General features: G+C 39.5%; 6 protein-coding genes. 4 read left to right on the plus strand and 2 right to left on the minus strand.

The features are described from left to right. Positions 1 to 344: 344 nt before the first annotated feature. On the minus strand, positions 345 to 842 hold the full coding sequence (locus NWQ57_RS22570) for a tetratricopeptide repeat protein (RefSeq protein WP_306024450.1): 498 nt from the start codon (positions 840 to 842) through the stop codon (positions 345 to 347). Positions 843 to 1,415: 573 nt separating this feature from the next. Continuing rightward, a complete protein-coding gene (locus tag NWQ57_RS22575) occupies positions 1,416 to 1,748 on the minus strand; it encodes a hypothetical protein (RefSeq protein ID WP_306024451.1) in 333 nt (110 codons plus the stop codon). Between the two features lie 1,103 nt (positions 1,749 to 2,851). On the opposite strand from NWQ57_RS22575, the gene istA reads away from it, so the two are divergent. From istA to NWQ57_RS22595, 4 genes are read left to right on the plus strand one after another with little or no spacing between them, the layout of a single operon-like run. After that, positions 2,852 to 4,357 (plus strand): IS21 family transposase, encoded by a 1,506-nt coding sequence (istA, locus tag NWQ57_RS22580; protein ID WP_306024452.1) that lies wholly within the window; start codon positions 2,852 to 2,854, stop codon positions 4,355 to 4,357. Next, positions 4,354 to 5,115, plus strand: a complete 762-nt coding sequence (locus NWQ57_RS22585) for an ATP-binding protein (protein WP_306024453.1) — start codon at positions 4,354 to 4,356, stop codon at positions 5,113 to 5,115. The genes istA and NWQ57_RS22585 overlap by 4 nt, the downstream gene beginning before the upstream one ends. After that, positions 5,108 to 5,593: a hypothetical protein gene (locus NWQ57_RS22590; RefSeq protein WP_306024454.1), complete on the plus strand. Its 486-nt coding sequence runs from the start codon at positions 5,108 to 5,110 to the stop codon at positions 5,591 to 5,593. Before NWQ57_RS22585 ends, NWQ57_RS22590 begins: the two co-directional genes overlap by 8 nt. Next, positions 5,574 to 6,527: a tyrosine-type recombinase/integrase gene (locus NWQ57_RS22595; protein WP_306024455.1), complete on the plus strand. Its 954-nt coding sequence runs from the start codon at positions 5,574 to 5,576 to the stop codon at positions 6,525 to 6,527. The genes NWQ57_RS22590 and NWQ57_RS22595 overlap by 20 nt, the downstream gene beginning before the upstream one ends. Positions 6,528 to 6,573: the final 46 nt, after the last annotated feature.

The following is a 6,573-nucleotide window of genomic DNA, read 5'->3' on the forward strand; positions in this document are numbered from 1 at the left end:
TTTAGAGCTATAAACATATCAAACATCAAATATGCTGAATGGCTGCAATTCGCTCGGTGCCGACTATCGGCAGTGTGTAAGAAGTGGTCATTTCGAATATGCATTTTAAGCATATTGCTTTTTTATCAGATATGTGCAGTAGTGGGTTTTCCCCCTAAAAAGTCAGGCTATACGTCAATTATTCCTCCTAAAAGGTCAGTTTAGTGGCATAAGCGTGTTAATTTGCATTCAAATTTCAACAATCATCCACTGACTGCAATGAGCGATTTGCGGAAGTTGGGACTACTCAGTTTACTATTGTTTGTAATGCATCATCAACGCTTCACCAGAAGCAGCTCAGGAGGTTAGATTTGTTCTGTTTGTTCTTTTTTATCTAAAACAAAAAGACGTCCGTTAAGACCCTCCAAATTATTAGGATCAACTTCTAAAGCCATCCTGTAATAAATCTCTGCTAATGACAGGATGGCATTAATGTTTTTTGAATCCTCATTAATTGACGTTTTAAAGAGTTTAATAGCCAATTCATTATTGTTAGATAAAGAATGAACTTTTCCGAGGTAGAAATAGGCTTTTGAAGACCTTGGGTTTATCTTAAAAACCTGTTCAAAACAGGAGGTAGCCTCTTTGAATGACTTCTTTTCGAAGTATATTTGCCCAATATTGAGCCAAGATTTTGAGTGTTCTGAATCAACTTTTATAACTTTTTCATACAAATCTTTTGCATCATCCAGTCTCCCTTGCTCGTGATATAGGACTCCTAAGTTATTCAATGAAGGAACAAAATTTTTATCAATAGATATGGCTTTTTTGAAGCCATACTCAGCTTCTTTACTATCTCCCATATTGTAACAATGCTGCGTAAAATGTATGTGTGATTGGTTGTTAAACTTGGTCAGATTTTAATGTGGCATACTTATTCACATTTATTTTTGCTTCAATAATGTGTTGAAAATAGTTTTCACACAGCCTGGGCACTGAGACGACGGAACGCTTCAAGTGAAGCAGTCATACGACTAAGGGCTGCTGATTGCGTCAAAATAACACTAGATAGTGAAACTGTTAGAACCTCAAGCTGCCATAGACAAAATTTTAGCTGCAAATAAGCACATTTTGGATAAAAGCAAAGTGCAAAAAATGCACATTACTAATTCTGCAAGACCTCTGCAAAATTAGCCGTAGAAAGTGGTTTGTTCCAGATGGAGCTGTTCACTAAAAAGTGCATCTGCTAATTTGATCAGTCACAAAGCTTATCTCGAAAGTCTTTTTCTGAAAGATAAAGGCAATATGCATAAAATGCATATTCGAAATATTCGCTGATGGCACGTTAAAGCAGGCAGCAATTGATTTAAACAGTCCCAATGTTATACAGAACGCTTGATGAGGTATCAGCATACAAACTGCGGTAACGACACTTATCAAGTGTCGTTAAATCGAATGAGTTCGCAATCGATACCATTCGCTTTACTGCGTTCCACAATGTTATCGAGAACACAACCAGTGTAAAACGTAGTGCAATTTTCGTATTCAACTCTTAGTTTATAGATACTGCCGGATGTTTGAGGCCAAGTGATCACACCCTCGTGCAATTCGGCATCCTGGGGACTAAACGAGCCAGATGACATCCGCCACGTGTCTCCATCTAGATATCCCCCTCTCCATGTGCCAAAAATCTTGTAAAACGTAGGGGCATCAACGGGCATGAATTTCACAATCACCCAGCCGTCTGGCTCATAAAAATCTACTAACATCGGTCGCTCCTTAAGCAATTTTGCCAACAAGGAAGCAAATGAAAAACTACCCAAAAACTTATCATTTGCAACGACCCAATTTTAGTTTAGCTAACTACATATTATTCGCCATTAAATAATGTTTAGGCTACTAAAGCGATCAGAAATCTTAGTGACAATGCTACTCAGTTCTCGCTGATAAATAGTGATTTTACTTTCTCATTTTTCATAAATTGTGGAACTCTGGAGGTTGAGTGCAGTTTTTTTTGGAATGAAAGTCAAAAGATATTGGCACAGTGTGCAAAAATTTTTGGAATACTGAGCAAGTGAAAGAAGAATATGCATCTGCGTATTCCAACGCAGTTGAACCCCCATTCCAAAAAGTTATGATTTTAGTTCCAATATCTTTTGACGGGGGATACGAAAAAAGTTGATACTAGGCTTGAACCTAAAGTATTGAAAAATAATAACTATTGACATTACAGCGACTTATGTACGTGATCTGGTAGTTTCAATCAAAACTAAAAATTAGTAAATATTCAATATAAATAAGCTATAAAAATGCGGTCTATTTGAAATCTTGGCAAAATAAACTATTCTAGACAACATGCAACAAAACCAAAAATTTTGTCAATATCACTCGTTTCATTGCATCTTTCAAAAATCCCGCATTTCTAAAATCGATAAATTATATATATTTTCTTTAAAAACAGTTGCTTAACCATTTCTAAAATGCCATTTCTTAAATTTACCGCCTTAAATTCTAAAAGTGCTCATTTAAATTTCTTTGTGGTCAATTTATTTTTCTGCGTTTGCTACTTTGTACTAAGCCATTGAATTCAGTGGGCTGAGAAGAGAATTCGGATTTGCCACTGACTAATCGCTGCGCTATACGTTGGTCGAGCGAGTGACATGAGAAAAAAATGATGGGCTAGATAAACAAGCGATATACAAGAGGTAATTGAGCGAATCCCAGCATCGAGCAGCCACTCTATGCTGGGACTCTGAAAATGTCAGTGTTCACCGACAGCTTCAGTATCGTTTCAACAACCAAAATTGTCAAACTGAGCAAACTGCTCAGGGCACTCGCTTGCTTGTTTGTTTCTGCCAGGAGAGGAAACAAAATGGATACTGAGGCTAAAAAGTTTGTACTGAGTCGCATCATATTGAACGAGCAGTCGAATAGAAAGATTGCTGAACAGACGAACGTCGCCATTAATACTGTCAGACGCTACAAGCGAATATTCAGTGAAAACCCGATTGATTCTGCGCGTTTAGATACGATGCGCGATTCAGATATTGATACCTATTTAACAGAGGGGACGTGGGAGCATACCCAAAAATGTGTACCTGATTGGGGCGATGTGCATGCCCACAATAAACAAGGCGGGTATCTCTATCAGATTTGGGAGGACTATTTTCTAGATAGTCTCACACATTACCAGTACAGCCGGTTTGCTGCGTTGTACCGGCAGTGGTGTAAATCACACGCACATACTATCTATCATAACCACATTCCAGGAGAAGCGGTTCAAGTCGACTTTTGCGGTCAAACAGTGAAGGTCATTGATTATAATTTTGCTAAAGATTTAAAAGCGCAAATATTCGTCGGTGTTCTGCCATATTCATTAATGACATTTGTTATTGCTGTACCCAATCAGAAAATCATGTCTTGGTTAACTGCTCATGATCAAATGTTTAATTATTTTGGTGGTGTGCCACGGTCAGTCATCTGTGACAATTTGAAATCTGCTGTAATTCAAACGGGCAAAGAGCCAATTATTAATCGTTCTTATCGTGAATTAGCGGTGCATTTTAAGATCGACATTGATCCTACACGGCCCTACAAACCTAAAGATAAGGGGCTAGTTGAAAACGCGGTCGGTATCGTCAGCAGGTGGATCATCTGGCGCTTAAAACGGCAAAACTTTTTTAGCGTTGATGAAATAAACCAAGCCATACTCCCTTTGTTAATGCGCCTCAATTCTAAGCCTTTTAAAAAACAGCCAAACGAGAGTCGTTGGTCTCGATTTGTGTCAAAAGAACGAAACTTACTTCAAACGTTACCCACCAAACCTTTTGAGGTGGGTAAATGGTTAAATTCGTTAACCGTAAACGAGCCTTACCATGTCCTTATTGATAACCATCGCTATAGTGTTCCATTCAAACTGGTGGGCAAAAAAGTCACACCAAAATTAACTGGCTCTGAAATTCAACTTTATTATGACGGCGAATGTGTTGCTAAACATCGGATAAGCGGCGAAAACGGTGGGTGTACAACATCAGATGGTCATCGCTCTGTTAGAGAAAAAGCGGTCATCGGAATAACTTATGAAGATGCCGTTGAATGGGCAACTGCACTCGATCAATCTGTGATTACGCTAATTGCTAAGCAATTTGAAAACCGCAGTCCCCACAATGCTGGCGCTAAACGCGCATGTTTTAGTTTAACAAAGCTTGCAGAGGCTTATGGCAATGTGAATTTTATATTGGCCTGCCAACACCAAGCGTCTTTCAATCAGTTTACCTACACGGCAATCAAAAAGTGTTTGCAACAAAAAAGTTATTTGGTGCAACACAACGCAATCCAAACACAGTTGCCAATTGATTTTCGTGGGAGGAATTCATGAGACTGAAACGATTTGTGCAAATGATGTTAGACCTTAGGCTCGATGCAATGGCTACGACTTATCAAGCCATAAGTAAAACTCCTGGGTTCACTGACAGGACAGTTGAAAGCGTACTAGAAGAGATTGTGAAGGCTCAATGGGATACCGCTCAACAACGCAGATTGGATAGAGAGTTGAATAAATCTAATATCCCATGTACCACGGCACACATTCAAACTATAGATTTTGATTTATCGCGTAAATTAAATCGTGATTATTTTGTGAGGATATCCAGTTGCGAGTGGGTAGCGTCCCAGAATAACGTGATTTTTACTGGGCCATCCCGCGTGGGTAAAAAGTGGCTGGCAAGCGTAATTGTTCGAGAAGCCCTGATAATGGGGTACTCAGCACTTTGTTATAGCGTTTCAGATTTACTCGAAACATTTATGTTGAAACGCCAGCAACCAATCAAAGGCACTAAATCAGAGCTGATGAAATTCAGGCAAACACTTCAGAAAGTCGATGTTTTGATGTTGATTGGATTGGGCCAGAGCGGCCTTACTCAAGCTCAATGCGAAGACTTAGACTTAGTCATTCGCTTACGCCAACAACACGGGGCGATGATTGTCACAAGCCCTTTAAAAACTAAGTCTTGGTATAAATACTTTGGAAATACACCCGCCTCGGATGCGATATGTTCAAACCTTTTGGAAAATGCGCATTGTTTTGAGCTAACCCTTCCAGCCAAAAATGAGCCTGAGGAGGCAGTAAATGAATAACGCCAATTCAAATTATCTCAATGTACTTGGGCAAATTAATTTAGACAATTTGCACATTCAACAAACGTTTGATTATTACCAGCAACGTTATACTCAAAGTGAATTGGCGAAATGCTTTGTTCAATCAAGTTGCCGAATTACTGATGAGCATCGACGTAATTTAAACATTGGATTTTGTGACAGAACCTTAGGTACAAACGTCCCGAAACGAAAGTCAGTAGAAGGTGCTGCTATACGTGGAAGCTTGCAGCGATGTGGTTTAATTCGTGCAACTGGTCATGAGCTTTTTCGCGGTTGTATCGTGTTTCCTGCATATGATGATTGCGGCAATGTAGGCTCAGCTGTTGGTTATCGTATAGGGCGCATACGAGAAGGCGATAAGCCTGTAGTGTTGTGGCACAGGCCAGATCCTAAGTTTTTTGTCGATGTCGGAATGACTTTTGCCAAAGAAATAATCCGTGAAAAAGCCTACCACTAAGCGCATATGGCGATGTGCGCGATACTACTTTGAGCTTTGTCTTGCTAAGGGACAAAGCTCAGATACCGTGCGTGGAAAACGTAGCGGCCTAAAGAAGTTTTTTCTATGGTGTTTAGACCGAAACGTAAATTTTATCGACCAAATTGATTTAGATCTGATGGATGACTATGCGGCTTATCTTAATGCTTACCGCAAAGTGTTAGACAATCAACCGATAAGCCCTGCTCAAAAGCGTAACTTGTTGACGTTTGTTAAAACGTTCATTAAGTACATGCACATTAAAAGCTTACTGCCCATCAATCCATTACAAAATATTGAGTTGCCAAGCAAAGGTCAGCAAATTCCAAAGTCACTTTACTCTGTTAGTGAAATAGAAACGATATTGGAACAGCCACTACTATTCGGTATTAAAGGCTTGAGAGACCGTGCAATACTGGAATGCTTTTTCGCTACCGGTATTCGACGTAGCGAACTAGTGAAACTCAATATTGATGACATTGATTTCAACGGAAAGATGGTCAGAGTTCAAGGGAAAGGTACGAAAGAACGGTTGGTTCCAATTAGCCTACGTGGTTGTGAATGGATTGCTTTTTATCTTGGTAAAATTCGCCCAATGTACGCATTTATCGGTTCTGGTAAAGCACTGTTCTTGGCTAATAATGGCAAACGCTATGTGCCAGGTAAGTTATCCGACATGGCATCACAATACGTAAAAATGGCAGGCTTTGATCGTTCAGGTGCATGTCATTTATACCGGCACAACACAGCAACAACGATGTTGGATAATGGGGCGGATTTAAGACACATCCAAGAGATGTTGGGTCATGCAAGTATTCTCACTACCCAACTATATACTCATGTTAGCCGTAAGAAGTTATCAGAAGTTTATAAAGCAACTCATCCGTCTGCTGAAGGTGGCAGTGGGTTGTTTTAATCCATAAATATTGGCAACCAAATTTTAAAGAATACATGGCATCTAG

The sequence above is a fragment of the Paraglaciecola sp. genome (assembly GCF_030730205.1).
In the GTDB taxonomy this organism is placed as follows: Bacteria; Pseudomonadota; Gammaproteobacteria; order Enterobacterales; family Alteromonadaceae; genus Paraglaciecola.

Coding starts and splice junctions, on each gene's coding strand:
- NWQ57_RS22570 (WP_306024450.1), bottom strand. CDS start 842: ATGGGAGATAGTAAAGAAGCTGAGTATGGCTTCAAAAAAGCCATATCT.
- NWQ57_RS22575 (WP_306024451.1), bottom strand. CDS start 1,748: ATGTTAGTAGATTTTTATGAGCCAGACGGCTGGGTGATTGTGAAATTC.
- istA (WP_306024452.1), top strand. CDS start 2,852: ATGGATACTGAGGCTAAAAAGTTTGTACTGAGTCGCATCATATTGAAC.
- NWQ57_RS22585 (WP_306024453.1), top strand. CDS start 4,354: ATGAGACTGAAACGATTTGTGCAAATGATGTTAGACCTTAGGCTCGAT.
- NWQ57_RS22590 (WP_306024454.1), top strand. CDS start 5,108: ATGAATAACGCCAATTCAAATTATCTCAATGTACTTGGGCAAATTAAT.